This is a genomic window from Promicromonospora sp. NPDC050262, assembly GCF_040655935.1.
Taxonomy (GTDB): Bacteria; Actinomycetota; Actinomycetes; order Actinomycetales; family Cellulomonadaceae; genus Promicromonospora.
Genome location: NZ_JBFAKX010000001.1, coordinates 662,020 through 686,724, shown reverse-complemented (window position 1 = coordinate 686,724; position 24,705 = coordinate 662,020). Strand labels below are relative to the sequence as shown.

The window sequence follows — 24,705 nt, the reverse complement described above, 5'->3', positions numbered from 1 at the left end:
CTCACACCTCCTGGACGCCGGACACGCGCACGAGCCAGTGCCGGCCGCGCCGGTGGGGGATCTCGGGTGCGCCCTCGATGCACATGTACGTGAACGCGATGGCGGGTCGGCGGTACTGGTAGCTCACCGAGTTGTTCGCCGGGCCGGACCACTCGTTGGTGAGCGATGCCGAGTCGAGCGTCGCGCCGTCGAAGTGGTCGCGGAGGGTCGTGGCTCCCGGGTCGACCATGGCCGCGACGACGTCCAGCGTGCCGCCCGTGGGCATGTTCTTGTTGGCCAGCACCACGCCTATGGCGTTGACCGTCTGAGCCTCCACGGTGAACGCGCCGACGCCGCCGATCCGTGTCCAGACGTTGGCCAGCAGGGATGCCGACGCGAGGTTCACGTTCGCGGCGTCGCCGCCGGCCACCTGCTGAGAGACGTACGGGAACGCGCTCGCCACCGCGACGGACGGGCGTGCGTACAGCGCCGCGCCGAACGCCAGGCCGACCGCGAACGGGCCGGGAGTGGGCGGTGGGTCGATTACCGAGTAACCACCGACTGGTGACCCGCTGGTATTGCCTGTCGTGAAGGTGTAGCGGGCGTACGTCGTGGGCCGAGTACCGTCCGGGAGTAGCGGACCGTCGACGGCGCCGGTGACCATGGTCTCGGTGCCCGCGCCGCCCGTGCCGAACGTGCCGACCCATGATCCCGCCGCGGTGGCCCGCGGGTCGAGAACGATGTTCTGCCGCTCCCAGTTGTCCAGGGTGAGGACTTGCCCGTCCAGGTGCGCGGCGTACACGGCGTCTGCCGTCGCGGCGTCCCGGCACAGGAACTCGAGCGTGCCGGCCAGGCCGCTGGACGCGCGGACGGTCACGTCGGGCTTGCCGCCACCGATCGGGAAGTGAGGGACGGAGCGGCCCGGGTTGGACAGCGAGGACGCGTCCAGGACAGTCACGTCCAGCTCCGTGGCGCCGACGATCAGCCGCCCCATCAGACGGCCGCCTGTCCGTAGCGCACCTGGACAGTCAGGGCGGGGAGCCGGATGCCCGCGACCGTGTTGTAGACGGCGTTGATGGACGCCTGCGGGACGTACAGGTGCAGGGGCACGTCCTTGCCCTTGATGCTGTTGATCTTGCGCTGCGTGTCGCGGGCGGTTCCCTCGTCGTCCACATCGATCTTCTTGTGCAGGTCCGCGCCACCAATGCGGTTGAACCTGGACCACTCGTCGGTGCCCTTGCCGATCTCGTCGCGCTGCTTGTGCAGGGCGTCGATCGCCTCGAGAGACGTCTTGTTGAAGATCCGGCCCTCGGCGGTCAGCGCGCCGCCGTTCGCGTTGATCTGGTCCTGGACATCTTGCAGCGCAGCGTCGTAGTCGAGCGTGCCCGCGATGTACTCGTACGTGACGTCCTTGATGTCCCGGCCGGTCGCGCTGGCAATCGCTTGGAGGGCGTCGACCGAGGTGATTGCGTCGTCGGTGCCCTTGGAGATCGCCTTCATCTGCTCGAGCACGTAGCTGTCACCGAGGTACCTGCCCTCCGACTCGAGGAACGCGTCGAACATCTCGTCCACGCGCTCTTCGGACTTCTCGGACTCCTCGCGGATCTTGCTGTAGAGCACACCGAACCCGACGGCGGCGGCGATGCCGGCGGCCGCGCCGACCGGGCCGAACCCGGCGAACGCGTTCGCGAGGGTCTCCTGCACGATGTCGCCGACGTCGTCCCACTCGCCGGTGAACGAGGCTGCGCCCTCCCGAGCGGTGCCGCTGGCCTCGTCCTTGAAGTCGTCCAGTCCATCACTCGCTCGGCGTGTGCCGTCGCGGACACCGTCCCCGATGTCATCGCCCGCCTTGCGGGCCTCGTCCGCGACGTTGTCCAGCGCCTTGGTGAAGTCGCGATCAAGGGTGTCCGCTTCGCGTCCGGCGTCCTTGGCCGCGTCGCCGATCTTGTCCAGCGAATCGGCGGCGTCGTCGCTCTTGTCCGCGATGTCGTCCAGCACGCGGGTGTTGTCCTTGCCCGCGTCAGTGACCTGGTCCAGAGCGTCCTCGACGTTGCCGAGCGCGTCCGCGACGCGGCTCGCGCCGGCCTCGGCGCCGCTGGTCTCAGCGTCGAGCTTGATCTCGATGGGCTTGCTCACCGGGTCCTCCCCTGGGTGGCGTCGAGCAGGCGTCCTGCTATCTGGGTGACCCACAGGCCGATCACCTGGGGGATGGTCTGCGAGACGGCCGGGTGGACGACGTACCCGGAGCGCCTCGTGAGGCGGAGCTGCCGGGCCGCGTGCCGGGTGACGGCGACACGGCCGGCGGGCGTCCGCATGAAGTACCGGGTGCGGTTCTGCCGTCGGGCGGTGCCGAACTCCATGGGCCGGGCGAGGTCCGCCGGCGAACCGCCGCCCCGCATCCGGCGCCGGGAGCCACCGGCGACGAGCACGATCGGCAGGCCGGCCCGGACGCGGGTCCCGACGGCGAACAGGTCACGCTGCTGGGGGACGACGTCGCCGCGCATGCGGGCCGCGTCCATCTCGCGCTTCCAGATCTGGCCGACCTGCTCACGCTGGGCGCGGCGCAGATCGGCCTTGAGGTCCTTCGGCAGGGACGCGAACGCGCGACGGACAGCGCGGAGCTGCTCCTTGGACAGCCGCTGTCCGTCGACGATCACGGCGTGACGGGTGCGGGGTAGACCTGGGTGCCGTCCGCCGCGGTGACCACGGCACCGACGCCGCCGTCCTCCTTCTGGACGTGCAGGACGCACGTCGCGGTCGCGACGCCGCGGGCGCCACCCACGGCGGACACGGCACCGACCCGGGCGAGCGCGGTGACGGACGGGTGGGTCACGGCGCCGGTCGGCTTGAGCACGACCGGGACGACGAGACCGTGCGCAGCGAGCAGGGTCGCGTGGCAGGTGTCCGCGCTGGACAGGTCCTGTCCGAACGACACGTTGATCACCTCGACGGCGTCGCCCAGGTCGGTCTGGTCGTTGCCGCTGATCGGCTGCCAGTTGGTGACGGTGTCCGTGAGCGCGAGGTTCGCGTCCGTCGCGGCGTCCGCGCAGTCCACGGCATCGATCGTGAGGGTCGCGCGCTTGATGTTCAGGATGGTGTGGGTCATGTCGTCCTCACAGGGTGAACGGGGCGGACAGGGCGACGTCCGCAGAGAGGTAGGGCTGGTCGTTGATCAGGGTGGGGTCCGGGGCGGACACGCTGTCCATGTGCCACTCGCCGGGCGCGGACAGCGCGGCCAGGATGACCGAGCCGACGAGCGAGTCCAGGTCGTCGGACACGGCCTCGAGCGTCCCGTTCGGAACGATCACCTGCGCCGTGTACCGGAACCACGCGGCCCCGTACGGGAGGTCCTCCGTGGTGTCCATCCAGGGGTCGGCCGGCGTCAGGATCACGCACGGTGGCGTGACTCGGGACGGCTGCCGTGGGTGGACCGTGACGGGCTGCTCGGGCTCACCGATGGTCAGGCCGTCGAGCGCGGCGGCGAGGTTCGCGCGGGCCTCGGCCGGCGTCACGCGAACCCGCCCGGGAGGAAGGGCTCGAGCAGCGGTCGGACGGTCACGAGCGGGTCCAGCGGCGCGAGCACCGTGGTCCCGCCCATGTCGTACTGCATCTGCCCGTTCGGTGCGTTGCGGCGCAGCCAGAGCTTGGACGCGACCTCGAGCACCTGCTGCGGGAGCACGTCGGTCTGGACGTGCTCGGGCAGCTTGTCGAACAGGTCCGTGCCGTCCGCCGCGAGCAGCAGCTGCACGACGAGCGCGTGCGCCTCGAGGTACTTCTCCGCGGCGAACGTGGCGTCATCGGGCGCGGCGGTGGCGCCCACGTACGCGAGTACGCGGGCGCCGCCGTCGGGCAGGATCGGCAGGGGCATCGGTCAGGCGCCGGCGCCGTACACGACCGGGACGAGCGCGTCCTGCTGCTCGAACGCGAACGCGGCGTACCGGTAGACGCTGTAGTCCTTGGACAGCGTCGTGATGTCCTCGTCGTTCAGGTTCGCCAGCGCGTTCGCGTAGGTGCGTAGCGCGTTGCCGTTCGCGAACGACAGGCCGGACCACGCGCCGGCGGCGGCGGCCGGGGTGACCTGCTTGAAGTTCGGGATCACCGGGACGCGCAGGATGTTGCCGGAGATCCCGGGGAGGTTCAGGCTGCCGACCTGGTTGACGCCCTCGCCGTAGACGTTCATCAGCCGCTCGCCGGACACGGGGTCCTTGATCTTGGCGAGGATCTTGAACCACGGCTTGTCCGCGAGCAGCGCCTGCATCTCCCAGGCGGAGTCCTCGAACTTCTCCGCGCCGTCGATCACCAGGTCGATCAGGTGGTCGACGGTGACCTCGGCGGGCGTGTCGATCGTGGCTGGCAGGATGACGCGGTTGTTGCCGGCGGCGGCGTTGGCCGCGGCGGCGGTCTCGTAGGCGGTGCGGAACCCGGCGTTGAGCCGCTTGGCCGCGGCGACGTCGAGGGCGAGCAGCGACGTGTTCAGGTAGTTCACGCTGGAGCGCTCGATCACCTGTCGGGACAGGCGCGTGTAGCCGCCGTAGGTGTTCACGGGCGAGGTGGCCGGCGCGATGGTCACCTTGCCGAACGCGAGCGTGTCGCCCTGGTCGGCCTGCTGCGTGACGTCGATCGTGTTCGCGGTCACGCGCGCCCACTCGATCGAGTTGCCCTCGGCCGGCAGCACGCCGCCGGCGAAGAACCCGCGGATGCCGAGCTGCGCGCCGGGGATGCGCGACAGGTCGCCCACCCAACCGTTGTGCACGACGCTGTCCGCGGTGGTCGCGCCGGCGGGGTTCCAGTCGCGCTCGGTGAGGTACTCCTTCCAGGCGACGTACTCGCGCTGCGCGGCCTCGTCGCCCGAGACGACGGCCTTGAGCAGCTCGCCGGCGCTGCGGAACGTGACGGGCGGCGCGGCGTTCTCGTCGTCGCCCTGGCGCTCGAGCTGGGTGACGAGCAGCTCGAACCGGCGGTCCATCTCGTCGACGTGGGCGCGCAGCTCGGTGACGTCCGCACGCTCCTCGGTGGTGGCGGTCATGTGGTTCTCCTTGGGTGGGTGGGCGTGGCGGACGTTGTCGACGGTCGCGCCGTCGTAGGCGGGGAAGGGGACGCCCGAGACCTCGCGGACGAGGGTCTCGGTACGGGTGATCAGGGGGAGGCCGCCGGGGTCGCTGGGCTCCTCGCGCTCCTGCTTGATCGGACGGAACCCGACGGACAGGCGGTCGATCACGCCGTCGCGCATGAGCTGGTAGACGTCTCGGCCGAGCGTGGTCTGAGAGATGCGCGCGGTGATCTCGAAGCCTCGGTCGGTGTCCCTGCCGGCGGTGATCCGCCCGACCACCTCGCCGTGCCGGTAGATGAACTTGGCGTTCGCGTCGAGCGTCACCGAGCCGCGAGCGAACCTCTCGCGGATGTGTCCGTCGTACAGGTCCCACACCTCGGTCTCTTCGTCCCAGGGGACGGCGATGCCGGAGAACTCCCACGCGTCGTCGTCGCCGACGGCGGCGGCCCGAAACTGGACCTCGCGGACGCACAGCGCGTCACTCGGTGCCGGCTGTGACGGCGGGGCGAGCAGGTCGCTCATCGTCGATTCCTTCCATGGGTGCGAGGTGCTCGAGCGTCCGGACCTCGGACGGGCGCATCCATCCGGTGGTCGGGTCGAGAGCGAGCTTGTAGGACTGGTAGCGGGTGAGGGTGTCGGAGCGCAGCAGGCCCTCGACGTTGAACCGGGCGGTCTGCCCGCGCGGGATCTCGGCGGACAGGGCTTCCTCGATCTCGCGCAGGTAGCGCATGAGGGTGAACCGGGCGTAGCCGATCCAGTCCTGCTCGACGTTCTGGTAGGTGATCGACGAGCCCTCGACGGCGGCGAGCATGAGCGACGCTGGCGCACCCATCAGGCGGGCCGACTCGAGCGTGTTGAACGCCCGGTTCTCGAGCCACTGTGCGTCCTCGGGGTTGAGCAGGATCGGCGTGTACTTCAGCCCGCCACCGAGGATCCGGACGCCGCCGTCGGCGCCGGCGTTCCACTGGTCGCGGTACTCCTTGGCCTGCGCGGCGTTCAGCTTCTGGTCGGTGGAGACCACGCCGTTGGGCTGCGCCTGTCCATCGCGGAACCAGCCGGCCGCGTAGCCGGCTACGTCCTGGTGTCCCTCGAGCACGCGGCGGCCGGCCTGGATCGGTCCGAGCCCGGCGCACTTGCCGGGGACGCGCATCAGCTCGAGCTGGCGGATCTCGGCGCGCGTGTACGTCTTGCCGTCGTAGTAGTACGTGCGCCGGCCCTTGAGGTCCTCGCGCACGGTGACCAGGTTGGGGTTCAGCGGCTCGAGGTTCACAACGGCGGTGCCGGTGCCGGCGCGCTCCCGGCGCCAGAACGCGTTCCCGTGCAGCGCCAGGCTGCTCACGGTCAGCTCGATGAACGCGCTGCGGTGCATGTCCAGGTTCGGAGTGAGCACGAGCGACGGAGACTCGACGACGCGGCCGTTGCGCTCGACATCGATCGGGAGCTGCATCGCGGCCGTGGTGTGGATCTGCACAGCGCGGTAGATGTCGACGATCGTGAGCGCGGAGTCCGGGGTGACCGTGGTGGACGTGCGCGCGGGCGGGACGACGCCGGCCGCCGGTCCCTCGGACCGCGCCTCGACGCCGAGCCAGTCGCCGACCCTCCGCATGATTCCCACGGCGGAATCTTGGGGGTGGCGTTTGCCGGTCAGCCGATGAACAGACCGGAGCTGTTGTCCGCCTGCCAGACCGCGGCGACCGCGGCGACGACGGAATCGATCGGGCCCAGCGAGTACTTCCGCGAGGGCGCGGGGTTGTCGCCGGCGCCGCCGCGCTCGACGGCGACCTCGAGCCCGGCGCGCAGTGTGGGCGACCCGTCGTGGGCGAACGGGCCGTCGTTGACCAGCTCCTTGAACCCGGTCCAGGCAGTGGCGTAGTCCTTGCCGGTCAGGGTCGGGATGTCGTAGCCCTGCCGCTCGAGCTGCCGCGTGACCGCGCGCGCCGGGCCGCCGTCGTCAGCGACCACGGTCAGGCCGTCGTCCTTCATGCGCCGGACCTCGGGCGCGAGCCACTTGACGCCCTCGCCGGTCTTGTAGACCTTGAGGTTCATCCGGCCGGTCTCGTCGCGCCAGGCCGCGTAGATCGACGCGGACGTGCGGTCGATCGCGACGTCGTACGCGTACGCGACGGAGTCCGGGTCGGGCGCGACGAGCGTCGCCGAGCGGCCGTCCCAGACCTTCATGTCGAGCACCGTGTTGTCGCGGGTCTTGGTCGAGATGTTCATGAACCCGCGGAGCCAGTCGCCGTGCGAGTTGTTCTCGGGCTTGGCTTCCTCCACCAGGTCCTCGATCGTGATGAGCCCGTCCAGGCCGGGGTGGAACTCCCACGACGCCGGGTCGTACGGATCGGCGTCCGGATCCATCGACCACTCGAAGTAGGCCATCTTGGAGTTCGGGTCGTCGACGGACTTGCGGCCGGCCTCGACGAGCGCGTTCCACCACTCCGACGACGAGTCGCCGGCAGCCGAGAAGATCCAGAGCTGACGGTCCCGCCGCGTGATCTGCGCCGGCCGGACGGCGCGCATCAGGTCCGCGCCGCGCTCACCGGAGAACGCCCAGCCCTCGTCGACATCGACCTCGGCGGGCGTGGTGCTGTGCAGCGCGTCGCGGCCCGGGGCGAACGGTGCGACGTACGAGCCGTTCGGCAGGGTGCACCGCTGGTCGCCCTTACCTCGCTTGACGTCGATGAACGACTTGATCAGCGGGCTCGCCTCGTAGTCCTTGACCAGGTCCTCCCAGCGGTCCGCTGAGTACTTGCCGAGCTGCGCGGTCATGTAGACCTGCGTGTTCGGGCGGTAGAGCAGCCGGTGGAGCGTGCGCGGCCGGAGCATGGTCGTCTTGCCGACCTGCCGGGGGAGCGCGCACACGACGAGCTGGTAGCGGTACAGCAGGCGCGAGCCCGGCGGGTTGAGTTCGGTCCCGACGTCCATGATGTATTGCTGGTGCGGGAAGAACGGCTTGCCGGTCTCGCGCGCGAGCACGCCGATCTTGCCGCCGTGCGTGCGCAGCTCGGGGTTGCGCCGGGTGGCGTAGCGCGGGGGCCGGCGCAGGTCCTCGGGCATGAGGATCCGCTGCGCCGGCGGCGCGTCAGACAGCATCCTGGAGCGACTTCGTCAGCGCGGCGAACTGCTCGGACACCGCCTGCTGCACGGTGGGTAGTCCGTCGGCGATGTCGACGACGCGCGAGAACAGCGTGGTCGCGGCGACGGTGACCTTGTCCCGGTGGAACTCGCGGTCCAGGGCACGGGAGCCGGCCATGATGAGCGCGATCTTGAGCGCGTGCGTGGCGTCGATCGCGCCGAACTCGCGCATCGCGTCGATCGACTGCTTGGCCGCAAGCTCGATCGGACCGGGCTCGGTCGTATCGCGCGGATCTGCGAACAGGACCGCTGGTTCCTCGCTCATCTCGGGCCTTTCATCCGTGTTTTTTGGTGGACTCTCCTACGCGCGCGACCCTCCCCGCGCGGCCCGATTGTTGGGGTGGCACGGGGAGGGATGGGAACGGCGAGCGGGGTTTCCGTCAGGCCCTGCCAAAGAACGCGCGCGCGTCCTCGGTGGCGCGCGGGGCCGCTCGAGGCTTGCGGAACTCGGCGAGCAGCTCGGGCGTGAGCGGCCGGTCGCCGCGCCGGCTGTTGCAGCCGTAGTGCGCCGGCCTCAGGTTCGCGATGGCGTCGGTGCCGCCGCGCGATCGCGGCACGACGTGGTCGGCGGACGGGCGGTCGGGGTGGCGGGGCGGTGCGTCCAGCCGGGTAGGCCGCAGGCACAGGTGGCAGGTGGTGCCGTAGGTCTCCAGCGTCAGGCGCGTCAGCGCCGTCGCCGAGCGCCCGCCCCACCCGCTCACCAGGTGCCCAGCCAGGCGCGGATGACCACGCCCATCAGCGCGCCGACGCCGCCGCAGACGGCGACGAACACGAGGTAGGCGACGGCGAGCCAGGCCAGGTCCCGGTTCATCGGGCCACGTCCACCACGGCGTCGACGCCGTCGTCCGCCCGGCGCATGGACTCCGCCCACGAGCGGATGTGCTCGCTGGTGAAGCCCGACGCGATCGAGTCGAACAGGTTCTCGGCCGTCTCTGCGTCCTTGAACCAGCCGCTGCCGCGCTCGAGGTACGCGTACACGAACCAGCGACGGGCGTCGAGCACGTCGTCAGCCGTGTGCACGGGAGTCACCGGCGACGGGGTCGCCAGCGAGCCGGAGGCGAGGCCTCTCGGCGGACGCCCCGGGTCGTTGCTCGGCGGGCGCTGCTTCATGCCGTGGCCTCCTTGATCAGTGTGTGGGCGTGGGACTTGCTCACGTGCAGGTCGGCGCCGATCTCGCGGACGGTCTTGCCCGCGGCGCGCAGCTCGGCGGCGCGGCGGGCGAGGGCGGCGCGTCCGGACGGGCGCCGGCTACGTGGCTTGCGCACGTTCTCGAAGCGCTCGCGCACGTGGTCCAGGTCGACGACGTGCAGCGGGCCGGCCAGCTCGTACCCGTCGTCCTGCACGGTCTCGACGTCGGGCCGGCCGATCATCCGGTCGGCGATCTCGTGTGTGCCGAGCAGCGAGCCGATCGGGAACAGGCCGGCGAGCACGGCGCCCACGAGTCCCTCCCAGCCGCCGGGGCCGTAGCTCCACGCGTGGGCGGCGTTCGCCGAGCTGGACACCAGGGTCCAGAGCGCGACCCACGTCCACGGGCGCACGGCCGACTCGCGCCGCGCCTTGGCCGCCAGGGCGGAGTAGGTGTAGACGCCGATCGCGCCGTCGATGAACACGGGGATCAGCGGGGCGAGGGCGAGCGGCACGGCGGCCCACGGGGCGAGGGCGGACAGGCCGGCGTAGGACAGCGTGAACGAGATCCCGACGAGCGCGGCGGTCGCGAGCAGCGCGACGGCGAGAGCGCCCCGGGTGTCCGGGTTGATCAGTGCGGGGCGGTGCTGGGACATCAGATCTCCTTGGGTCGGCGCCGGCGTGTGCGGGCGGCGGTGAGTGAGATGACGTTGTCGTTGAGGCTGTCGTCGTGCGCGACGAGAGCAGGAATGTCTAGGTGAGGCTGCGCGAACCTTGCCCTCCGGGCCGCTGTTTCGTTCGCCTCGCGCTTGGCGAGACGCCGGCAGAACGGGCACAGAGGCCGTCTGTCGCGCGTCAGCCGCCACGTGTCGTAGCCGTGCTCGCAGACCTGCTCATCAGGCCCGGGTCGAGTCACGTGATCAGCCCCTGAGCGCGCCAGCGGGCGACGTCGTACGCGTCGCCGCGCCCAGCGGCTCGCATGCCAGCCACGAGCACGGCACGCGCCCTCTGCGAGCCCGTGAGGTCGGAAGTGTCCTCGGGTACCTCCGGACCGTCCCCGCGCGCCGTAGGCGCCTCGGATGAGGGCGGCGTAGCCGCTCCTGAGGGTGCCTGAGACGGAAGAAGATCCTCTGAGCGGGGAGGCGTGCCTCCGGACCCTCCCGCTAGGGGGGTGGGGTCACTGCTCAGTGCCACATGTTCTGACCTGCGGTTTTGCTTCCCGCGCGTCTGGTTCATCAGGCGCGTGCGCGTGTACTTAGTCTTGATCGACCGGATCCGCTCGAGCGTCTCGGCGCGGTACGCGCGGGTCTTCTCGTCGTTGAGCGGGCGGGCGAGCATGACCAGCTCGACGAGACGCCGCTTGACGATCCGGAACCAGCCCGGACGGCCCTGCCGGCGGGACGCGGACTCGATCGTGATCCCGCCGCGCGTCCACTCGATCACGCCCAGGTCCTCGAGCATGTGCAGGCAGCGGGCGGTCCACTTCAGCGACAGGCCGGCGCGGGACGCGACGTCGTACGCGGTCGCCTTGCCGGCGCCGGACCCGTAGGGGAGCGCGGCGACGAGGGCGTGCAGCGTCGAGCGCACGCCCTGCATCTCGCGGCCGGCCAGCTCGCCCCATCCGGCGTTGGACAGCGCGACGACGAGATCGAACGTGCGGTGCCCGGCCGACGGCGCGGGGCGCGGGGTGTCCCACGGCTTGCCGTACTCCCGGCGCGGCTTGGTGCGGGTCACGTCAGTTCCTCACGATCAGGCGTGTCCTCGACGTAGACCGTCGTCGGGACCTCACGGGGGATGCGGCCGAACCGCTCGGCGTACACGGCGACGTAGCGCCGTGCGCGGGCCGCCTGCTGGCGCGAGAGCGCCGAGCGGCCCGGGACGTACGCGGTCATGCGCGTAGCTCGGCGGCCCAGAGCGGGAAGTGGTGGAGGCCGACCGCGTGCGCGTACGCCTCCGGCCACGTCTCGAACCAGGCGGGCTCGACGGTCCAGTCGTCCTGCGCGCGGTCCCAGACGCCGGCGTACCAGGGCTTGGGCAGGTCGGACGGGCAGTACGGCGTCTTGCCGACGACGGCGCGGCCGACGAGGTTGGAGCCCGCCGGCGCGACCGGGGTGGGCACGGGTGCGCCGGCGGGGTTCGGGGGTGTGGCGCTCACAGGGCACCACCTGACCGGCGCATCGTGGCGCCGAACCGGCCGGCCTCGCTCGGGTCGGTCCACTGTGACCGGCCCGGCAGATGCCGGCTGAGGGTGCGGTGGCTCACGCCGAGCGTGCGGGACGCCTCCTTGTAGGAAGCGCCGTCCTCGAGCATCTGGGCCGCCTGGCTGAGCAGGCGCGGCGACGTCGCGCGCCTCACCGGGAGACCCCGGCGATCTCGTCGAGCGAGCAACGGAGGCCCGCCGCGATGCGGATCAGTGCGGGGACACGGGGCAGTTGATCGTGGTTCTCCAGCCGAACGACCGTGCTCACGGACACCTCTGTCTCCACAGCGAACCGCTCGCGTGAGAGTCCCAGCTCTTCCCTGCGCTCTCGCACGAACTGACCTGTCGTCCGAATTGCCATATCGCAGATCGTGCAGGGTATTGCTGGACATGTCAAACCAGACCACCTAGCATTTCTGACATGTCACAGACTGAGCAGGTGGCGCGGGTTCACTGGCCGCTCAACGACGGCCGGGCCGCGTGCATGAGCGGGCCGGCCGAACCGCTGCCGCCCAAGCAGGCCGAGGCCATGCCGTTCTGCGGCGCGTGCCTCGCGGTGCTCACCTTCGTCGGTGTGCATGGGGAGTTCTGGGGCGACGGGAGCTGCTTGCCGCCGTCTGAGCGGCCTACTGAGGCCCTCGCCCGACTCCGTGACACGCCCTGGGCGAACATGTTCGACACGTTCGCACCCAAGTGGCCCAACACCTGGTGGTTCGAGAACAAGGAGGGCGACAAGTGACCGTCGTCGCGCAAGAGGTGAGCTGGGGCGACGCCATCGTCGTCGCGGCGTTCAGGGCCCCGCGGGGGCTTAACGGAGCGGTGGAGTCGATCCACCGTGAGCTGGGACCCGGGATCGGGTCTCGCAACACGTTCGCCAAGTACCAGCGCGTAGACTCGCCGGACGATCTGCGGCCCAAGGACCTGTTCCGCGTCTGGCTGCTGCTTGTCGCGCTCGGCGCTGAGCCCGCTCGTTGGGGGATAAGCGACGAGGTCGTACCCGGTGGGTACGACCTCGGTCGATTGAAGGATCGGCTCCCGCGGTTGGACTTGAACCAACGACCGTCCGATTAACAGTCGGATGCTCTGCCAGCTGAGCTACGCGGGATCGCGTTCGCCCGTCCCGTGCACCGGGTGGGCGACCGGTGAAAACTCTAACAGGTTCCCGGGGGTAGTCCCGACTCATATCTGATCTGCGCGGGAGCGGCGTCGATCACACCGCGCAGCCGCCGCGCGCATGTCACGGTCTACCCAGTCATGGGGCCCGGAATCACCCTGATTCCGGGCCCCATGACTGGGTAGACCATGACTTCCGCACCGGCCCCGCACCGCCGCCCGCCCGCTCACACCGGACGACCAACCCTCACCGCCCCACCATCCCCATCCCCGCCTCGTTGTACCGCTCACCCTCCACACCGACTCGCGCGGCCAGCCCGTTCAGGTCGGCCACGTCGTCGGCCGAGAGAGCCACCGCGGCAGCGCCCACATTCTCCGAGACCCGCCCAAGACGCCGCGTCCCCGGGATCGGCACGATCCACGGCTGCTGCGCCAGCAGCCAGGCGAGCGCCACCTGGCCGGGCGTCGCGCCCTGGGCCTCCGCGAGGGCGCGCACGTGGTCCACGAGCACCTGGTTCGCCGACCGGTTCGACTCCGTGAACCGCGGGATCGACGCCCGCATGTCGTCGGCGGTGAACGACGTCGTCGCGTCGACCGCCCCGGTCAGGAACCCACGCCCGAGCGGGCTGAACGGCACGAACCCGATGCCGAGCTCGGCGAGCGTGGGCAGCACCTGCGGCTCGGGGTCGCGGGTCCACAGCGAGTACTCGCTCTGCACCGCGGTGACCGGGTGCACCGCGTGCGCGCGCCGGATCGTGGCCGGGCTCGCCTCCGACAGCCCGAAGTGCCGCACCTTGCCGGCGTCGACCAGCTCCTTGACCGTGCCGGCCACGTCCTCGATCGGCACGTCGGGGTCCACACGGTGCTGGTAGAAGAGGTCGATCACGTCGGTGCGCAGGCGCCGCAGGGACGCGTCGGCGACGGCGCGGATGTGCTCGGGCCGGCTGTTCAGGCCCACCGTGGCGCCGTCCTCGATGCGCCAGCCGAACTTGGTGGCGATCACCACCTGGTCGCGCACCGGCTCCAGCGCCTCACCGACCAGCTCCTCGTTGACGTACGGCCCGTACACCTCGGCGGTGTCGACGAGGGTGACGCCCCGCTCCACGGCGCCCCGCAGCACGCCGATCATCTCCTCGCGCGTGCCCGGGTTGGGGCCGTAGCCCTCCGACATCCCCATGGCGCCCAGTCCGATCGCGGAGACTTCCAGACCCTGGCCGAGCGTTCGCTGATGCATCGTGACAGTCTCCTTCGCAGTGGGTTCGCGGTCTCACGCTAGACCCGCGGCCCAGGCCCAGGACCAGGACCAGGACCCGGACCGGCGGCACCAGGCCAAGGGGGGTCTGCCGTTACCGGTCACGCCAGGGACTCCCCGTGTGCGCCGAGGTGTTGCACCGTGAAGACGGCCGGCCGTGCGCTGCGGTCGGCGCAGGCGGCGCCCGGGGGCGCCCGGAAGGAGCAGCGATGAGCTGGACCGAGCAGGAGCTGAACACGGTCGACGGCACCGACGAACTGCAGGTCTCGTCCTACCGGCCGGACGGGACCCTGCGCCCGTTCGTGATCATCTGGACGGCGCGGCTGGGCGACGACGTCTACGTCCGCTCCGCCTACGGCCCGGACAACGGGTGGTTCCGTCGCGCCAAGGCCTCGGGCACCGGCCGGGTCCGGGTGGGCGGCGTCGAGCGCGACGTCCGCTTCGAGGTCCCGGACGACGGCGTCCACGCGCCGCTCGACGACGTCTACCGCGCCAAGTACGCCAAGTACGAGAAGCGCATCGTCGACACCGTGGTCGGCCCGGCGGTCGTGGGGACGACGTTGCGCGTGGTCCCGCAGGACTGAGCGGCACGCAGGACTGAGCAGGCTCAGGCCGGCAGTCCCGCCGCGCTGCGCACCCGGGCCTCGGCGGCGTCGATCGCCTCCGCGGTCGCGGGGTCCGCGAGGTCGACGTCGCTGCCGCCGATCACCTGGGAGAACAGCTCGCCGTCGACCCGGCGCCGGACCGCCACGCGGGCGGACCGCCCGCCCGGCAGCCTGACCGGTTCCGCCAGGACCACGGACCACTGCACCCGCTCGCGCAGCACCTGGGGCAGCACGGTGCGGCGGCCGTCGAGCGGGAGCGGCGTCGGCTCGTCGCCGTCCACCCAGTGCACCCGGATCACGTTGGAGTCCGTGTCGTAGGTCGCCCGGTCCACGTCGGCCCACTCCCGGTGCACGACGACGGACGGGGCGCCCCGCGACTCCGCGTCACCCTGGCCGGTGGCCGCCTCGGGCGCGGAGATCAGCAGGAGCTCGGCGCGCGTGGCGAACGCCCACGCCTCGCCCGTGGACGTGACCAGCGCGGCCCGGGCCAGCACCGCGTCGGTGCGGTGCGAGCGGACGGCGCGGCGGACGGCCTGCTGCGGGCGGTGTGCGAACCAGGTGCGGAACCCCATGGGCCCCACGTTAGTGGGGACCGACGGGCAGACCGCGCAGCCGGCGCGCAATCGCGCCGAGGTGGCACAGTTCACCCCCTGATCGGTCGGCGGGTACCTCCCGGGTGCCGTAGGTTCTGGCCTCGTGACCTTGACGAACGCCGCGCCGCCCGCCGAACCGACGGACGCGAAGGCCGACGGATCGGCAAGAGAGCGGCGGGAGGCGAAGGCCCGCCGCCGGCGCGCACTGCGGATCTCCCTCGCCGCGACGATCGTGGTGGTCGTGCTGCTCGGCCTGGCCGGGCTCGCCTGGTACCTGGTCTCGGACGTCGAGGACCTCGGCGACCAGAACGTCGTCGCCACGCAGCTCCTGGCCACCTCTTCCGGGCGGGTCGCCGACCCGGGGACCCGGGTGGCGCTGTCGGCCCAGATCGCGGAGGCCGACGACCTGCTGGACGAGCCGTTCCTCACGCGGCTCACCCTGGGCACGGCGGACTCCTCCGCGTCCCTCGCCGCGGCCTCCGACGCCGTGCGGGCCTCGATGGTGGACCTCGCCCGCAGCGAGGTCACCTCGGCCCGCGAGAGCTTCGCGGGCGCGGGCAAGCGCGCCGAGAAGATCTACGCGGCCACGGAGGGCAAGGGGGTCGACGACGACGTCCGCTCCCGGCTGCGGGAGGCCCTGGACTCGGGCACCGCGGTCGACGACGCCGCGAACGCCACCCTCGCCGGGTCCGACCTGGCCGACCTGGGGCAGGCCGAGCACGACCTGACCACGAGCCGCTCCGTCATCACCATGGCCACGGAGGCGCTGACCACCGCGCAGGACGCCGTCACCTGCCCCGCACCCGACCAGGTCTGGGACCCGGACAGCGGGCTCCTGCCGGACGAGGCGCTGGCGCCCATCCCGTGGGCGCCCGACTTCGTCGTACGGGCGGACGTGCTGGACGGGCTGATCGCGCTGGACGCCGCCTTCCAGGCCGAGTTCGGCCAGCACCTGACGATCAACTCGGCCTACCGCTCGTACGCCTCGCAGGAGGAGCTGTACGACCCGTCCTCGCCGATCGCCGCCCCGCCCGGCTGCTCCAACCACGGCCTCGGGCTCGCGGTCGACATCGGCGGCGGCGTCGAGACGTTCGACACCGTGCAGTACACCTGGCTCAAGGCCAACGCCGGGGATCACGGCTGGACCCACCCGGCGTTCGCGGAGCCGAACGGGCGGGTGCCGGAGCCGTGGCACTGGCAGTCGGTGCTCGCGCGCGAGAACTGACGGGCGGCACCCGCGCCGGTGCGTTTTGACCGCGTTGTCTTTTTCGTCGTGCGAGTGAGCTCGAACCGGGTGAGGGTCGAGAGAACGCGGCGCGACCCAGCGCCCGCGCGTGGAAGGAGATAGACATGCCCGGCTGGCTCATCCTCATCCTGATCGGTGTGGCCCTCGTGATCCTCGGTGTCGCCACCGAGATCGGTCAGTTCCTCATCTGGATCGGCGTGATCGTCCTCGTGGCGAGCCTGATCATCGGCCTGGTCGGCCGCAGGCGCGTCTGACGCCCGACGAACCGCTCGACCTCCCGCCGGTCCGGCGCCCGCTGCAGGGGCGCCGGACCGGCGGACCGTCCGGTCAGCGGCCGCCCCCCGCGGCGAGCCGCATGAGGTCGGTCGTGAAGTCGACGTCCGCGGCCGACCGCTCGGCCCGCGTCGCGTTGCCCGAGAACTGGTGCTGGTACCCGTCCCAGGCGGTGTCGGCGATCTCCCGGCCCACGCCGCTGCGCAGCAGCAGCGCGAGCTCGGTGGACGCGCGCGCGATCCGCTTGCCGAGGTCGGGGGAGCCCCAGTCCTCCGGCGTCGCGTACACGGACGTGGGCACCGGCATCGCGCGCAGGAAGGCGAAGAGCGGGCGGAGCTGCTCGTCGGGCACCATGGCGTGCCGGGCGCTGCCGCCGGTCGCGGCGAGGATCACGGGCTTGGCCACGAGCAGGTCGTTGTCCAGCACGTCGGCGAACGACTTGAACAGGCCGCTGATCCCGGCCTTGTAGACCGGGGTGGCGGCGATGACGCCGTCCGCCGCGCCGAGCCGCGTGATGGCGCGCTTCAGGTCCTCGCCGGGGAATCCGGAGACGACGGCGCGGGCGATGTCGACGGCGAGCGGCCCGAGGTCGAGCACGCTCGCGGTCGCGGGCACCCCGGCGTCCCGGAGCGTGTCGATCGTCTTCTGCGCGATGCGGTCGGTCAGCAGCCGGGTCGACGACTGCTCGCTGACGCCGGCGCTGACCACCACGAGGTCGAGCGGGGTGGTGCTCATGGGTGACTCCCTTCGAGCAGTGCGGTGCTGAGGTCCCGGAGCGTCTCGAGCTGGCTCCGGTCGAGGGCCCGGGTCATGGCGCGGGTGATGTGGCGGGCGTGCTCGGCGCCCACCCGGCGCTGGACGGCCTCGCCCTCCGCGGTCAGGCGCAGGCGGCAGGCGCGGCCGTCGTCGGGGTCGTCCCCACGGACGACGAGCCCGCGCTGCTCCAGGCGGGCCACGAGGCGGGACACGCCCGCCTGGGTGAGCAGCACGTCGTCGATCAGGTCGGTGATGCGCAGGCCGTCCGGGGCGGTGGACAGGGCGTAGAGCACCCCGTACTCGCGGGGCAGCAGGTCGCCCCAGATGTCCGCCGCCTCGAACTCGCGGGCGATCGTGGCCTGGGCGCGGAAGAGCGCCTCCCAGGCCTCGTTCGCGAGCCGTGCGGTGCCGGCCACCGTCACACCACCGCCGGGAAGTGCGCCTGCACGTCCGCGTCGGTGTCCTGGTACGGCGAGGCGCCCGAGAGGTTGTCGCCGCGGTTCGGGTTGGGCCGCGGCTGGCGGGGTTCGGCGTCGCCGTACTTGGCGGTCACCAGGCTTGCGTGCGTGGGCGCGTCGGGGACGCCGGGGGCGCGGCGGGACGCCAGCTCCTTGCGCAGCACCGGGACCACCTCGGTGCCCAGCAGCTCCACCTGCTCCAGCGCCACCTCGACGGGCAGCCCCAGGCCGTCCATCGCGAAGAGCTGGCGCTGGTAGTCGCCGAAGCCCTCCTGGAAGGTCAGGGTCTTGTCGATGATCTCCTGCGGGCTGCCGACGCTCAGCGGGGTGTCGCGCATGTAGTCCTCGAGCTTCATGCCGCGGAACAGCGCGTAGTTCTCGAAGTAGGGGCGGAACGTGCTCACCGCGTCCTGCGACCGCTTGGCGATGAACGCCTGGCCGCCGAGCCCGACGATCGCCTGGTCGGCGCGGCCGTGGCCGTAGTGCTCGAACCGCTGCCGGTAGAAGTCGACGAGCGGCTTGAAGTGGAAGTTGGGCGCCAGCACGTTGTTCGCGAAGTACCCGTTGCCGTAGTAGGCGGCCTGCTCGGCGATCTCCGGGGTGCGGATCGAGCCGTGCCAGACGAACGGCGGCACGTCGTCGAGCGGGCGGGGCGTGGCGGTGAAGCCCTGCAGCGGCGTGCGGTACTGGCCCTCCCAGTCCACGACGTCGTTGCGCCAGAGCTGGTGCAGCAGGTTGTAGTTCTCCAGGGCGAGGCCCACGCCGTCGCGGATCTTCTTGCCGAACCACGGGTAGACCGGCGCGGTGTTCCCGCGCCCGACCATGAGGTCGAGCCGGCCCTTGGCGAGGTGCTGGAGCATCGCGTAGTCCTCGGCGATCTTCACCGGGTCGTTGGTGGTCATGAGGGTGACCGACGTGCTCAGCACGATGTTCTTCGTCAGCGCGGCGATGTGCCCCAGCAGGGTGGGCGGGGACGAGGGGATGAAGGGCGGGTTGTGGTGCTCGCCGATGGCGAAGACGTCCAGGCCCACCTCGTCCGCGCGCTGCGCGATGCGCACGAGGTTGCTGATGCGCTCCGCCTCGCTCTGGGTGCGGCCGGTGACCGGGTCGGGCGCGACGTCGCCGACGCTGAAGATTCCGAACTGCATGGGTTCGCCTTTCCGAGCGTGACCTCGATGGATCGCATGACTGGTCATGCATTGTGGTCAACAGCATGACTGGTCATGTATTCCCGGGCGCTTCGCAGTGCGCCGAGACCAGGGGGTTGCCATCCGAGAAACCGGTTACTAGGATCTGGGAAACCGGTTACCCGTATTCACCCGCTGCGCGCACCACAGCAATGTCCCGCATTCAACGACGAACGTGAGGCAATGAGATGAGACGACCAAGAGCTGTCCAGATCCTCTCGGCGGTGGCCGCGACGGCCCTCGCGGTCGCGATCGGGGTGACCGCCCAGTCCGTCCCGGACGCCGCGGCCGCCACCGGTTCGGCCACGGGCTACGCGACCCAGAACGGCGGCACCACCGGCGGCGCCGGCGGCCAGACCGTCCGGGCCACGACGGGGACGGCGATCCACACGGCGCTGTGCAGCCGTGCCAGCAGCAGCACCCCGATCATCATCGAGGTGTCCGGCACCATCAACCACGGCAACACCAGCCAGGTCTCGGGCGACAGCTGCAGCACGGCCGACGACGTGATCGAGCTCAAGCAGATCAGCAACGTGACGATCGTCGGCGTCGGCAGCGGTGCCGTCTTCGACCAGATCGGCATCCACATCCGCGAGTCCAGCAACATCATCATCCAGAACGTGACCGTCCAGAACGTGAAGAAGTCGGGCTCACCGACGTCGAACGGCGGCGACGCGATCGGCATGGAGAGCGGCGTCCGCAACGTCTGGGCCGACCACCTCACCCTGCTGGCCTCGGGCGGCGAGTCGGAGGGCTACGACGGCCTCTTCGACATGAAGAACGACACCAAGTACGTGACCCTCTCGTACAGCATCCTGCGCAACTCGGAGCGCGGCGGGCTCATCGGGTCCAGCGAGAGCGACCTGTCCAACGGGTTCGTCACGTTCCACCACAACCTGTACCAGAACCTCAACTCCCGCACCCCGCTGCTGCGCGGCGGCATCGCCCACATCTACAACAACCACTACGTGGGGCTGGTGGAGTCGGGCATCAACTCGCGGGCCGGGGCCAAGGCGAAGGTGGACAACAACTACTTCGAGGACTCCAAGGACGTGCTCGGCACGTTCTACACCGACCAGGCCGGCTACTGGCAGGTCGCGGGCAACGTCTTCGACGGCGTCACGTGGTCGAGCCCGGGCGAGGACAACAACCCGGCGGGCCCCAACCCGACGTCGAACACGTCCGTGAGCATCCCCTACTCCTACCCGCTGGACGCGGCGAGCTGCGTGCCGGCGGTCGTCGCCGAGACGGCGGGGGCGAACACCGGGCTGCAGGTCTCGGACGGCAGCTGCACGCCGACCGACCCCACGGACCCGCCGACGGACCCGACGGACCCGACCGATCCGCCGACCGACCCGACCGACCCGCCGACGGAGCCGCCGGCCGGGACCAACCTGAGCCTCGGCGCCGGCGCCGACGGCTCCAGCAAGGCGAGCGGCACCAGCTACGGCAACGTGCTCGACGGCAGCACGACCACCTACTGGTCCCCGGCGAGCGCGACCGGGCGCGTCTCGGTCAAGTGGGGGTCCGCGACCACGGTGTCGTCGATCAACGTCCGTGAGGCGTCCGGCGCCGTCGGGAACATCGGGTCGTGGCGCGTGGTGAACAACGACAACGGCGCGGTGCTGGCCACGGGCAGCGGCGCCGGCGTCATCAGCTTCGCGACCACCTCGCTGAGCAAGATCAACTTCGAGATCACCTCGTCGTCGGCCACGCCGCGGATCGCCGAGCTGGAGACGTACGCGGGCACGGCGGGCAGCGGGGAGGAACCGGGTGGCGAGGAGCCCGGCGGCGAGGACCCTGGTGAGGAGCCGACGGCGGACGCGCTCTACGTGGCGCCCGGCGGCAGCTCCGGCGCCGCGGGCACCGAGTCGGATCCGACCACCCTGGCCTCCGCGATCGGCCGGATCGCGGCCGGCGGCACCATCTACGCGCGCGGCGGCACCTACAACCTGTCGCAGACGGTCGACATCCCGCCGGGCAACAGCGGCGCCTCGGGCAACCGCACCGAGCTGTTCGCCTACCCGGGCGAGACCCCCGTGCTGAACTTCTCGGCGCAGAGCGAGGACCCCGCCAACCGGGGCATCGCGATCGGCGGCGACTGGTGGCACCTGCGCGGCATCGTCGTCGAGCACGCGGGCGACAACGGGATCATGCTCGGCGGCGACAACAACGTGATCGAGCGGGTGGTGACCCGGTTCAACCGCGACTCGGGCCTCCAGATCTCCCGGTACACCGCCGGGGCGCCGAGCAGCGAGTGGCCGTCGAACAACCTCGTGGTGTCGACGGAGTCGCACGACAACGCCGACTCCGACGGCGAGGACGCCGACGGGTTCGCGCCCAAGCTCACCGTGGGCTCGGGCAACGTCTTCCGGTACACCGTGTCCCACAACAACATCGACGACGGCTGGGACCTCTACACCAAGGACGACACCGGCCCCATCGGGGCGGTGACCATCGAGGACTCCCTCTCGTACGAGAACGGCACCCTGTCCGACGGCTCGCAGGCCGGCAACGGCGACCGCAACGGCTACAAGCTCGGCGGCGAGGACATCTCGGTCAACCACGTCGTGCGGCGCAACATCGCGTTCGACAACGGCAAGCACGGCTTCGGGTACAACCGGAACCTGGGGTCGCTGACCGTCTCGAACAACCTGAGCATCGGCAGCGCGGAGCGGAACTTCAACTTCGACGGCGGCTCGTCGACGTTCCGCGACAACACGTCCTGCGACAGCGGGTCGAACGACCGCATCATCGGCACCGACGCGGGCGGCAACCAGTGGTGGTCCGGCTCGAACGGGTCCCGGTGCGCGCAGTACTCGGGCGCCCTGGACTGGTCGTTCGCCTCGGACGGGCGGCTCGTCGTGACGATCGGGGGGACCACCGTCAACCTGTGATCGCGCCGGCCCAAAGGGCCGGTGCCTGAGACGAACGCCCTGGGGAGTGCGACGACACCTCCCCAGGGCGTTCCTCGTCGCTCCTCGGGGCTTTCGGGCTCAGCCCAGCAGCGACCGCAGGACGGTCGCGGCGCCGTCGTCGTCGATCGACCCCGTGCTGTACGACGCGGCCGCGAGGACGAACGGTGGGGCGTGCCCCATGGCTACGTCGTACGCGGCCCACCGGAACATCTCGATGTCGTTCTCGCCGTCGCCGATCGCGACCGTCCGGCTCGCCTCGACGCCGAGCTCCATGCGCACCTTCTCCAGTGCGGAGGCCTTGGAGATCCCGGGCGGAGTGACGTCGACCCAGTCGAGCCGGGTGGCGATCGCGGTCAGGCCCCGTGCGATCAGCGCGGGCACCATCGTGTAGGCGCCGGGACCGTGCAGGACGATCCGGGGCGTCGGGTTGACCAGGAACTCGCCGATCGGCGCCTGGCGCTGGGGGCCGTTGAGCTCGTGGTCGGGGAACGGGGCGCTGACGCGCCAGCCCGCGCCGACGATCTCCGCGGCGATCCGCACGGCCGGCGCCTCCTTGAGCGCGACGTCGATCACCAGGACGGCGTCCACGGTGTGCTCGTCGACCACCTGGTAGTGCTCGCCGAGCAGGTGCGCGGTCACCGCGCCGTTGCTCGAGACGATCCACACGTCCCGGAGGCCGAGCTGCAGGGCGGCGGAGACCGCGCCCAGCACGGAGCGACCGGTGGCGAGGACGACGTGATGGCCTGCCCCGAGGACCTCGCGCATCGCGGCCCGGACGACTGACGTCGGCGGGTGCCCCGTGCGCAGGAGGGTCCCGTCGATGTCGCACGCGATCATCAGCCGGGTGGCGAAGCTCGCGTCCGGCGCCGGGGTGGGGGGCCTGGTCGTCATGTCCTGGAGATTATTGACGCTGTCGCGCCCGGACGTGGAGCCGACACGGCGAGCTGACCACTGGCCAGGCCCGACCGCCTGCCAGTTCTGGTGCCCCGTACAGGACTTGAACCTGTGACCGAGAGATTATGAGTCTCCTGCTCTGACCAGCTGAGCTAACGGGGCGCGCGGCACAAGCCGCGCAAGGATCCTACTGCTTCGGGCAGTCGGCGCAGGTGAGGACCCACTCGGCGGGACGGCGTCCGCCTCGGTACGCTCGAGAGCGAGCGACGGGTGGCACGGCCGGGGGCTGCCGACCCGCCCCGTGAGCCAAGGACGGCGACATGGTTACCGAACCGGGCGAAGGCACCGAGGCCGTGACCGCACGGAGCCGCCGGCTGATGCTGCTGCTGGCGGCGGCCATGTTCGTGCTCGTGGTCGACACCTCGCTGATGAACGTGTCGATCTCCGCCGTCATCCGGGACCTGGACACGACCGCCGGGGGAGTGCAGTCGGCCATCGCCCTCGAAGCGCTGGTCTCGGCCGCGTTCATCCTGATCAACAGCAAGGTCGGCGACCTGATCGGGCGCAAGCGCGCGTACGTGCTGGGGCTGCTGGCCTACGCGACCGGGGCGCTGGCCATGACGCTCGCGCAGAGCCTCACGGCGATCGTCGTCTTCTGGGCGATCATCGGCGGGCTCGGGGCCTCGCTGCTCCTGCCGGCGATGCAGTCGCTGATCCACGGCAACTTCGAGGGCGGGGCCCAGAAGCAGGCGTACGCGATGGTCGGCGCGGCGGCCGCCATCGCCGCCGCCGTCGGCCCGCTGCTGGGCGGGTTCGTCACCACCTACCTGTCGTGGCGGGTCGGGTTCGGCCTGGAGGCCGTCATCATCGCCGTCATCCTGAGCCAGATCCGGCTGGTGCGCGACGTGCCCTACACGGGCTCCCGCCAGGTCGACGTCGTCGGTGCGGTCCTGTCCGTGATCGGCATGGGCGGCGTGGTGCTCGGCATCCTGGTCTGGCAGGAGGGCGGCGAGCTCGTCGGCGTGCTCATCCTGGTCGGGCTCGTGGCGCTGGTGGCGCTCGCCCGCTGGCTCGTGCGCCGCGAGCGCGAGCGCAAGGTGCCGCTGCTCGACCCCGACCTGTTCCGCCACCCCACCTTCACCACCGGGGTGACCGGGCAGATGCTCCAGCAGATCACCCTGGGCGGAGCCATGATCGCCCTGCCCCTGTTCCTGCAGATGACCCTCGAGTACAACGCCCTCCAGGCGGGCCTCGCCCTGACCCCGTTGTCGCTGACGATGTTCGCCGCGGCGCTCGTGGCCGGGCGCCGGGGCGGCAACCGGCGTCCGGCCGCGATCATCCGCACCGGGTTCCTGCTGGCTTTTCTCGGGATCGCCGTCATCATCCCGTTCGTGCCCCGCGTGGACAGCGGCTGGTACCTCGTCCTCCCGCTCGCGATCACGGGCTGCGGGCTGGGCCTGCTGGTCTCGCAGCTCAACAACTACACCCTCGCCCCGATCGAGGAGGAACGCGTCAGCGAGGCCGCCGGCGTCAACTCGGCCGCCGGGTCCTTCGGCCTCTCCTTCGGGCTCGCCATGTCGGGCGGCATCCTGCTCGCCGCCCTCGCCCTCGGCTTCAACCAGCTCACCGCGGACAACCCAGTCATCCCCGAGGCCGAGCAGCAGCAGATCGCCGCCGCGCTCGAGACCGACGCCGAGGTCATGAGCAACACCGCGCTCGCCGAGCAGATCACCGGACAGCCCCCGGCCGTCGAGGCCGAGGTCCTCGCCATCAACGACGAGGCTCGCAACCGCTCCCTCCAGGTGGCCCTGCTCATCCCGCTGCTGGCGAGCCTCGTCGGGCTCGGCAACTCCTTCCGCATGCTGCGGCTGCCCGACCACAAGCCGTCGTCCTCACTCGACGGGACCGACCTCGGCTGAAC

30 protein-coding genes and 2 tRNA genes are annotated in these 24,705 nt (G+C 71.1%); 6 read left to right on the top strand and 26 right to left on the bottom strand.

All coding sequences use genetic code 11. From position 1 onward, the window contains the following. Position 1: 1 nt before the first annotated feature. From AB0I29_RS03050 to AB0I29_RS02965, 18 genes are all read right to left on the bottom strand, one after another. Entirely contained in the window at positions 2–973 is a 972-nt protein-coding gene (locus AB0I29_RS03050; protein WP_357477888.1) for a hypothetical protein, read from the bottom strand. After that, complete coding sequence (locus tag AB0I29_RS03045; RefSeq protein WP_357477885.1) at positions 973–2,115, bottom strand: hypothetical protein; 1,143 nt, start codon at positions 2,113–2,115, stop codon at positions 973–975. Before AB0I29_RS03045 ends, AB0I29_RS03050 begins: the two co-directional genes overlap by 1 nt. Next, positions 2,112–2,636, bottom strand: coding sequence for a hypothetical protein (locus AB0I29_RS03040; RefSeq protein ID WP_357477882.1), 525 nt, complete (start codon positions 2,634–2,636; stop codon positions 2,112–2,114). Before AB0I29_RS03040 ends, AB0I29_RS03045 begins: the two co-directional genes overlap by 4 nt. Further along, positions 2,633–3,085, bottom strand: coding sequence for a hypothetical protein (locus AB0I29_RS03035; RefSeq protein WP_357477879.1), 453 nt, complete (start codon positions 3,083–3,085; stop codon positions 2,633–2,635). The genes AB0I29_RS03040 and AB0I29_RS03035 overlap by 4 nt, the downstream gene beginning before the upstream one ends. A 7-nt stretch (positions 3,086–3,092) precedes the next feature. Further along, positions 3,093–3,491: a hypothetical protein gene (locus tag AB0I29_RS03030; protein ID WP_357477876.1), complete on the bottom strand. Its 399-nt coding sequence runs from the start codon at positions 3,489–3,491 to the stop codon at positions 3,093–3,095. Beyond that, positions 3,488–3,847 carry a hypothetical protein gene (locus AB0I29_RS03025; RefSeq protein ID WP_357477874.1) on the bottom strand — a complete coding sequence of 120 codons (360 nt, stop codon included), beginning with the start codon at positions 3,845–3,847 and terminating at the stop codon, positions 3,488–3,490. Before AB0I29_RS03025 ends, AB0I29_RS03030 begins: the two co-directional genes overlap by 4 nt. A 3-nt stretch (positions 3,848–3,850) precedes the next feature. Continuing rightward, positions 3,851–5,551: an HK97 family phage prohead protease gene (locus AB0I29_RS03020; RefSeq protein ID WP_357477872.1), complete on the bottom strand. Its 1,701-nt coding sequence runs from the start codon at positions 5,549–5,551 to the stop codon at positions 3,851–3,853. Then, complete coding sequence (locus AB0I29_RS03015; RefSeq protein ID WP_357478128.1) at positions 5,508–6,635, bottom strand: phage portal protein; 1,128 nt, start codon at positions 6,633–6,635, stop codon at positions 5,508–5,510. Before AB0I29_RS03015 ends, AB0I29_RS03020 begins: the two co-directional genes overlap by 44 nt. A 38-nt stretch (positions 6,636–6,673) precedes the next feature. Beyond that, positions 6,674–8,122, bottom strand: a complete 1,449-nt coding sequence (locus AB0I29_RS03010) for a hypothetical protein (RefSeq protein ID WP_357477870.1) — start codon at positions 8,120–8,122, stop codon at positions 6,674–6,676. Then, positions 8,112–8,429, bottom strand: coding sequence for a hypothetical protein (locus AB0I29_RS03005; RefSeq protein ID WP_357477867.1), 318 nt, complete (start codon positions 8,427–8,429; stop codon positions 8,112–8,114). The genes AB0I29_RS03010 and AB0I29_RS03005 overlap by 11 nt, the downstream gene beginning before the upstream one ends. A gap of 115 nt (positions 8,430–8,544) precedes the next feature. Further along, positions 8,545–8,865: an HNH endonuclease signature motif containing protein gene (locus AB0I29_RS03000; RefSeq protein WP_357477864.1), complete on the bottom strand. Its 321-nt coding sequence runs from the start codon at positions 8,863–8,865 to the stop codon at positions 8,545–8,547. Positions 8,866–8,971: 106 nt separating this feature from the next. Next, entirely contained in the window at positions 8,972–9,274 is a 303-nt protein-coding gene (locus tag AB0I29_RS02995) for a hypothetical protein (RefSeq protein ID WP_357477861.1), read from the bottom strand. Continuing rightward, complete coding sequence (locus AB0I29_RS02990; protein WP_357477858.1) at positions 9,271–9,945, bottom strand: DUF2637 domain-containing protein; 675 nt, start codon at positions 9,943–9,945, stop codon at positions 9,271–9,273. The genes AB0I29_RS02995 and AB0I29_RS02990 overlap by 4 nt, the downstream gene beginning before the upstream one ends. A 256-nt stretch (positions 9,946–10,201) precedes the next feature. After that, positions 10,202–11,023 carry a hypothetical protein gene (locus AB0I29_RS02985; RefSeq protein WP_357477855.1) on the bottom strand — a complete coding sequence of 274 codons (822 nt, stop codon included), beginning with the start codon at positions 11,021–11,023 and terminating at the stop codon, positions 10,202–10,204. Beyond that, complete coding sequence (locus AB0I29_RS02980; protein ID WP_357477852.1) at positions 11,020–11,181, bottom strand: hypothetical protein; 162 nt, start codon at positions 11,179–11,181, stop codon at positions 11,020–11,022. Before AB0I29_RS02980 ends, AB0I29_RS02985 begins: the two co-directional genes overlap by 4 nt. Beyond that, complete coding sequence (locus AB0I29_RS02975) at positions 11,178–11,444, bottom strand: hypothetical protein (protein WP_357477849.1); 267 nt, start codon at positions 11,442–11,444, stop codon at positions 11,178–11,180. The genes AB0I29_RS02980 and AB0I29_RS02975 overlap by 4 nt, the downstream gene beginning before the upstream one ends. Next, complete coding sequence (locus AB0I29_RS02970; protein WP_357477846.1) at positions 11,441–11,644, bottom strand: helix-turn-helix domain-containing protein; 204 nt, start codon at positions 11,642–11,644, stop codon at positions 11,441–11,443. Before AB0I29_RS02970 ends, AB0I29_RS02975 begins: the two co-directional genes overlap by 4 nt. After that, positions 11,641–11,850: a helix-turn-helix transcriptional regulator gene (locus tag AB0I29_RS02965; RefSeq protein WP_357477843.1), complete on the bottom strand. Its 210-nt coding sequence runs from the start codon at positions 11,848–11,850 to the stop codon at positions 11,641–11,643. Before AB0I29_RS02965 ends, AB0I29_RS02970 begins: the two co-directional genes overlap by 4 nt. Before the next feature lie 60 nt (positions 11,851–11,910). Here AB0I29_RS02965 and AB0I29_RS02960 point away from each other — a divergent pair, with 60 nt between their 5' ends. After that, a complete protein-coding gene (locus tag AB0I29_RS02960) occupies positions 11,911–12,228 on the top strand; it encodes a hypothetical protein (protein WP_357477840.1) in 318 nt (105 codons plus the stop codon). Positions 12,229–12,521: 293 nt separating this feature from the next. Here AB0I29_RS02960 and AB0I29_RS02955 read toward each other — a convergent pair. Both AB0I29_RS02955 and AB0I29_RS02950 read right to left on the bottom strand, forming a co-directional pair. Beyond that, positions 12,522–12,594, bottom strand: a tRNA-Asn gene (locus AB0I29_RS02955). Positions 12,595–12,849: 255 nt separating this feature from the next. Further along, complete coding sequence (locus tag AB0I29_RS02950; RefSeq protein ID WP_357477837.1) at positions 12,850–13,836, bottom strand: aldo/keto reductase; 987 nt, start codon at positions 13,834–13,836, stop codon at positions 12,850–12,852. Between the two features lie 227 nt (positions 13,837–14,063). Between AB0I29_RS02950 and AB0I29_RS02945 the strand changes: the two genes are divergently transcribed. Next, positions 14,064–14,438 carry a DUF2255 family protein gene (locus AB0I29_RS02945; protein ID WP_357477834.1) on the top strand — a complete coding sequence of 125 codons (375 nt, stop codon included), beginning with the start codon at positions 14,064–14,066 and terminating at the stop codon, positions 14,436–14,438. 23 nt (positions 14,439–14,461) lie between these two features. Here the strand turns inward: AB0I29_RS02945 and AB0I29_RS02940 are convergent, their stop codons facing one another. Then, positions 14,462–15,031 (bottom strand): hypothetical protein, encoded by a 570-nt coding sequence (locus tag AB0I29_RS02940; protein ID WP_285103934.1) that lies wholly within the window; start codon positions 15,029–15,031, stop codon positions 14,462–14,464. Positions 15,032–15,155: 124 nt separating this feature from the next. Here AB0I29_RS02940 and AB0I29_RS02935 point away from each other — a divergent pair, with 124 nt between their 5' ends. Continuing rightward, positions 15,156–16,277 carry a M15 family metallopeptidase gene (locus tag AB0I29_RS02935; protein ID WP_357477830.1) on the top strand — a complete coding sequence of 374 codons (1,122 nt, stop codon included), beginning with the start codon at positions 15,156–15,158 and terminating at the stop codon, positions 16,275–16,277. A 125-nt stretch (positions 16,278–16,402) separates the two neighbouring features. Continuing rightward, on the top strand, positions 16,403–16,552 hold the full coding sequence (locus AB0I29_RS02930; protein WP_285103938.1) for a hypothetical protein: 150 nt from the start codon (positions 16,403–16,405) through the stop codon (positions 16,550–16,552). Positions 16,553–16,625: 73 nt separating this feature from the next. Here the strand turns inward: AB0I29_RS02930 and AB0I29_RS02925 are convergent, their stop codons facing one another. Genes AB0I29_RS02925 through AB0I29_RS02915 form a run of 3 tightly spaced genes read right to left on the bottom strand, consistent with a single transcriptional unit; the run spans position 16,626 to position 18,933 of the window. Then, complete coding sequence (locus tag AB0I29_RS02925) at positions 16,626–17,306, bottom strand: CE1759 family FMN reductase (protein ID WP_357477827.1); 681 nt, start codon at positions 17,304–17,306, stop codon at positions 16,626–16,628. After that, complete coding sequence (locus tag AB0I29_RS02920) at positions 17,303–17,743, bottom strand: MarR family winged helix-turn-helix transcriptional regulator (protein WP_357477824.1); 441 nt, start codon at positions 17,741–17,743, stop codon at positions 17,303–17,305. Before AB0I29_RS02920 ends, AB0I29_RS02925 begins: the two co-directional genes overlap by 4 nt. Before the next feature lie 2 nt (positions 17,744–17,745). Beyond that, positions 17,746–18,933, bottom strand: coding sequence for a CE1758 family FMN-dependent luciferase-like monooxygenase (locus AB0I29_RS02915; protein WP_285103944.1), 1,188 nt, complete (start codon positions 18,931–18,933; stop codon positions 17,746–17,748). A gap of 227 nt (positions 18,934–19,160) precedes the next feature. Here AB0I29_RS02915 and AB0I29_RS02910 point away from each other — a divergent pair, with 227 nt between their 5' ends. Continuing rightward, complete coding sequence (locus AB0I29_RS02910) at positions 19,161–21,869, top strand: hypothetical protein (RefSeq protein WP_357477821.1); 2,709 nt, start codon at positions 19,161–19,163, stop codon at positions 21,867–21,869. 99 nt (positions 21,870–21,968) lie between these two features. Here AB0I29_RS02910 and AB0I29_RS02905 read toward each other — a convergent pair whose 3' ends face one another. Together AB0I29_RS02905 and AB0I29_RS02900 are read right to left on the bottom strand one after the other, a co-directional pair. Further along, positions 21,969–22,781 (bottom strand): HAD family hydrolase, encoded by an 813-nt coding sequence (locus AB0I29_RS02905; RefSeq protein ID WP_357477818.1) that lies wholly within the window; start codon positions 22,779–22,781, stop codon positions 21,969–21,971. Between the two features lie 88 nt (positions 22,782–22,869). Beyond that, positions 22,870–22,946: transfer RNA gene (locus tag AB0I29_RS02900), tRNA-Ile, on the bottom strand. A gap of 158 nt (positions 22,947–23,104) precedes the next feature. Between AB0I29_RS02900 and AB0I29_RS02895 the strand changes: the two genes are divergently transcribed. Beyond that, positions 23,105–24,703, top strand: a complete 1,599-nt coding sequence (locus AB0I29_RS02895) for an MFS transporter (protein WP_357477815.1) — start codon at positions 23,105–23,107, stop codon at positions 24,701–24,703. Positions 24,704–24,705 lie beyond the last annotated feature (2 nt).

Bases quoted from the DNA above. Each gene is read 5' to 3' on its own strand.
- AB0I29_RS02945 (WP_357477834.1), top strand. From the start codon at position 14,064: ATGAGCTGGACCGAGCAGGAGCTGAACACGGTCGACGGCACCGACGAA.
- AB0I29_RS03010 (WP_357477870.1), bottom strand. From the start codon at position 8,122: ATGCTGTCTGACGCGCCGCCGGCGCAGCGGATCCTCATGCCCGAGGAC.
- AB0I29_RS02940 (WP_285103934.1), bottom strand. From the start codon at position 15,031: ATGGGGTTCCGCACCTGGTTCGCACACCGCCCGCAGCAGGCCGTCCGC.
- AB0I29_RS02895 (WP_357477815.1), top strand. From the start codon at position 23,105: ATGGTTACCGAACCGGGCGAAGGCACCGAGGCCGTGACCGCACGGAGC.
- AB0I29_RS02965 (WP_357477843.1), bottom strand. From the start codon at position 11,850: ATGGCAATTCGGACGACAGGTCAGTTCGTGCGAGAGCGCAGGGAAGAG.
- AB0I29_RS02905 (WP_357477818.1), bottom strand. From the start codon at position 22,781: ATGACGACCAGGCCCCCCACCCCGGCGCCGGACGCGAGCTTCGCCACC.
- AB0I29_RS02915 (WP_285103944.1), bottom strand. From the start codon at position 18,933: ATGCAGTTCGGAATCTTCAGCGTCGGCGACGTCGCGCCCGACCCGGTC.
- AB0I29_RS02980 (WP_357477852.1), bottom strand. From the start codon at position 11,181: ATGACCGCGTACGTCCCGGGCCGCTCGGCGCTCTCGCGCCAGCAGGCG.
- AB0I29_RS02925 (WP_357477827.1), bottom strand. From the start codon at position 17,306: ATGAGCACCACCCCGCTCGACCTCGTGGTGGTCAGCGCCGGCGTCAGC.
- AB0I29_RS03005 (WP_357477867.1), bottom strand. From the start codon at position 8,429: ATGAGCGAGGAACCAGCGGTCCTGTTCGCAGATCCGCGCGATACGACC.
- AB0I29_RS02990 (WP_357477858.1), bottom strand. From the start codon at position 9,945: ATGTCCCAGCACCGCCCCGCACTGATCAACCCGGACACCCGGGGCGCT.
- AB0I29_RS02950 (WP_357477837.1), bottom strand. From the start codon at position 13,836: ATGCATCAGCGAACGCTCGGCCAGGGTCTGGAAGTCTCCGCGATCGGA.
- AB0I29_RS03020 (WP_357477872.1), bottom strand. From the start codon at position 5,551: ATGAGCGACCTGCTCGCCCCGCCGTCACAGCCGGCACCGAGTGACGCG.
- AB0I29_RS02995 (WP_357477861.1), bottom strand. From the start codon at position 9,274: ATGAAGCAGCGCCCGCCGAGCAACGACCCGGGGCGTCCGCCGAGAGGC.
- AB0I29_RS03035 (WP_357477879.1), bottom strand. From the start codon at position 3,085: ATGACCCACACCATCCTGAACATCAAGCGCGCGACCCTCACGATCGAT.
- AB0I29_RS02960 (WP_357477840.1), top strand. From the start codon at position 11,911: ATGTCACAGACTGAGCAGGTGGCGCGGGTTCACTGGCCGCTCAACGAC.
- AB0I29_RS02910 (WP_357477821.1), top strand. From the start codon at position 19,161: ATGAGACGACCAAGAGCTGTCCAGATCCTCTCGGCGGTGGCCGCGACG.
- AB0I29_RS03015 (WP_357478128.1), bottom strand. From the start codon at position 6,635: ATGCGGAGGGTCGGCGACTGGCTCGGCGTCGAGGCGCGGTCCGAGGGA.
- AB0I29_RS03050 (WP_357477888.1), bottom strand. From the start codon at position 973: ATGGGGCGGCTGATCGTCGGCGCCACGGAGCTGGACGTGACTGTCCTG.
- AB0I29_RS03025 (WP_357477874.1), bottom strand. From the start codon at position 3,847: ATGCCCCTGCCGATCCTGCCCGACGGCGGCGCCCGCGTACTCGCGTAC.
- AB0I29_RS02930 (WP_285103938.1), top strand. From the start codon at position 16,403: ATGCCCGGCTGGCTCATCCTCATCCTGATCGGTGTGGCCCTCGTGATC.